We start from the raw sequence: 2774 nt of genomic DNA on the forward strand, positions 1-2774 counted from the left end.
CGGCGGCTCTTCTTCGTCATCTTCGCTCCTGATTCGCAGCAAGAATCCTCGCCGCTGTCAGGCAGAAAATCCACTCAAGCTACTGTCCGAATTTGCGGGGCCAGCTCTCTCTCACCGAACAATGTGGTGCTTGTCGTCAGCCGAGCGTTTCAAGGTTTGGGGGCCGCACTGTTAGTGCCGGCCAGTTTGGCGATGTTAGGGGCAACCTTCGGCGAGCACGAGCGGAGTCAAGCAATCGGGATATGGGCGGGCGCAGCAGCATTGATGATGGCAGCGGGTCCGTTGTTGGGCGGCTGGCTGGTCGATCAGGTATCCTGGCGGGCGATCTTCCTCCTCAATGTCCCGCTCGCCATTGCCGCAGCTGGGCTTGCGCTTCGTTTCGGCTGCGAAAGCAAAGATCCCCGGGCGCACCAGCTCGACTGGGGCGGTGCCGCCTCTGTGGCGATTGGCCTTGCTGCGATTACATGGGGGTTGACCGCCATTCCAGGGGCGGGATTTCAGGACAAAATAGTGCTGGCCGCCTTAGGAGTAGGGATCGCCTTCCTAACGTCGTTCATCGTAATCGAAGCTCGTCTCCATGAGCAGGCGATGATGCCGTTATCGCTCTATCGATCGCGCAATTTTGCAGCGACGAATGTATTGACGCTGTTGCTCTACTTCGCGCTCGGAGGCGCGCTCTATTATCTGCCGTTCGGTTTGATCCGCCTGGGTAACTACTCCTCGACACAAGCCGGCGCGGCTTTGCTGCCTTCTGCCCTGATAATGGGGTTCGGGTCATTGTTCGCTGGAACGATTGGCGACCGTTTGGGGGCGCGCCTACTGCTCACTGTTGGCCCCATCGTTGCGTCCTGCGGGTTAGCGATGCTCGCGTTTATCGATCTAAGGCAACAATCTTACTGGGCTGGCGTTTTTCCGTCGATGCTCTTGCTCGGCGCGGGGATGGCAATCACGGTTCCGCCGCTGACATCAACCGTGATGGCTGCCGCCGGTAAAGCCCACGCCGGCATTGCGTCGGGCGTTAACAACGCGGTCGCTCGAGTAGCTGGGTTGCTTGCGGTTGCCGCGCTCGGGGCTGTGTTCTTTGATGATTTTTCGCATCATCTTACCGGAACGACGCCTGCGCAAGCCATCGAAGCGTTAAACGTCGTGATGTCTGGGCAGCCCGGCGCTAACGCGGAGGCGATTGCCGCATTTGAGCGCGCGCTACATGTGATAATGCTGGTGCCCGCGAGTTGTGCCGCACTGGCTGGTCTCGCTGGCTGGGTGTGGATCGAGCCGGACAGCGTACGTGCAAGCAACTAAGATGCTGTTGGCGACCAGCTGACTGACTTACACAACCGGGTGCAGGATCTTTCCATAACCCTAGAGAATTCGGTCTTGGTCAAAAATGCGAAAAGCTCAGCGTGAGCGAAAATCTTGTTCGCTAAATCCCCTTCAACAGACTTTGACGGAGCATGCGGCACATGCGGATGGGGCAGAAAGTCGAGATGGGTCCAAGTTATTCAAAGCATCTGGTCGGCGCGCGCAATCAATTTTCCGACAGTTCAGAGCTCACCGATTTCGCGTCTCAAGTTGAAGATCAGCTGTGGGATGTTGGTTAGCTTGGTCTCTCAGGAGGTTGTCCATACTCTTACTACCCCTCATATTCTGAATTGCAGCTGCGCGAATTTTCGGGGGCTGCCGGCCGTTGACGGCGACGATGGGAGGGATCGAGTCACCCCTCCCCCCGGTCACAGCGCTACCGGGAGCCATCGCATGGAACGCTCGGACGACCGGTAACCGCGTTGTGCAGTTCGATGTCAGAGACAAGCGCAACAACCAGATCGAGGACGTTGTCCTCGTCCAAGTCCGGAGTGACTCCCGGCGCACCAGAAGGCAGAAGGCTAGCCCCCTGCAATCGCCTGGCGATCCCGGTGCTTCGCGAGCGCGGGAATTCTAGGTGCCGCTCGATCGCGTCCATCGCAGCATTAAGCGAGGCCATGGCGGCACATTCTCCTCGAAATTACGATTTGTCGGGTAAAGTGTGAAAGGCGCCAAGCGGCTCCACGGTCTAACGGCCGGAAAAAAGGACGCCAGTCAGGCCGGCACCGAAGTGCGCGTCACGTCTCGGCAGAAACCTGCCTATAAGGACTAAAGAGGCTGGTGGCGCCGAATGCTAAAACGCAAGGGCTCTTTTTGATAAATAATCAAAACTCGGATTAAAATTCTGCGTGCCTGGCCCACTGGTTTGTTTGGCGCCTTGCTCCAAGAGATAAGGACCACTCCAGGGGTGGTTCAGGCTCTGGCGCGGTCACCCCCGCCTACCGCTCGCCAAGCTGCACGCGTCATCCCGCAGGTTTTCGAAAAATGACACGGGCCAAAATTTTCCTCCAAATCTCGGGTTTTAGCGTGCGATTGTGCTGATGTTGATGAAGTACTCGCCAAACTGGCGCGTCTTCATGGACCGCCTCGACCGAGAGTTTCCGCAGTGGGGCAGCAACATGATGCTGCCGTTCCCGGACAACTACGACCCGCCAAGCGAAACCGCCGCGTAGTTACTCGCGGTCTAGTTCGATCCCTTTCGAAAGGCGCGACATCTTGTCGGCCTTAGTGGCTTATAGCGGAGGGGGCCCGGCGCACCGGCTCCGCCGCAGGCGCATGCGCCGGTCCTGTATGGGTCGATCTACTAGTACCCACTTTTCTTGGAACGTGAGTCGTGATTCAAGGTCGGGATGATACCCGAAGCAAGAGAAGTCCACCTTTCGAGGAAAGATCGCAAGGTGCTTGAGGCGTGC

Annotated in this window: 2 protein-coding genes; both read left to right on the top strand. The window is 58.0% G+C overall.

From position 1 onward, the window contains the following. The coding region (locus QJT78_RS49950) for an MFS transporter (RefSeq protein ID WP_281460819.1) at positions 1-1302 on the top strand (1302 nt) is incomplete at its 5' end. 1100 nt (positions 1303-2402) lie between these two features. Next, the gene (locus QJT78_RS49955) at positions 2403-2534 is read left to right on the top strand and encodes a hypothetical protein (RefSeq protein ID WP_281460820.1); all 132 of its coding nucleotides are present in this window, start codon (positions 2403-2405) and stop codon (positions 2532-2534) included. Positions 2535-2774: the final 240 nt, after the last annotated feature.

The sequence above is a fragment of the Bradyrhizobium sp. Mp27 genome (genome assembly GCF_029953005.1).
Lineage (GTDB): Bacteria > Pseudomonadota > Alphaproteobacteria > Rhizobiales > Xanthobacteraceae > Bradyrhizobium > Bradyrhizobium barranii.

Bases quoted from the DNA above. Each gene is read 5' to 3' on its own strand.
- QJT78_RS49955 (WP_281460820.1), top strand. From the start codon at position 2,403: ATGTTGATGAAGTACTCGCCAAACTGGCGCGTCTTCATGGACCGCCTC.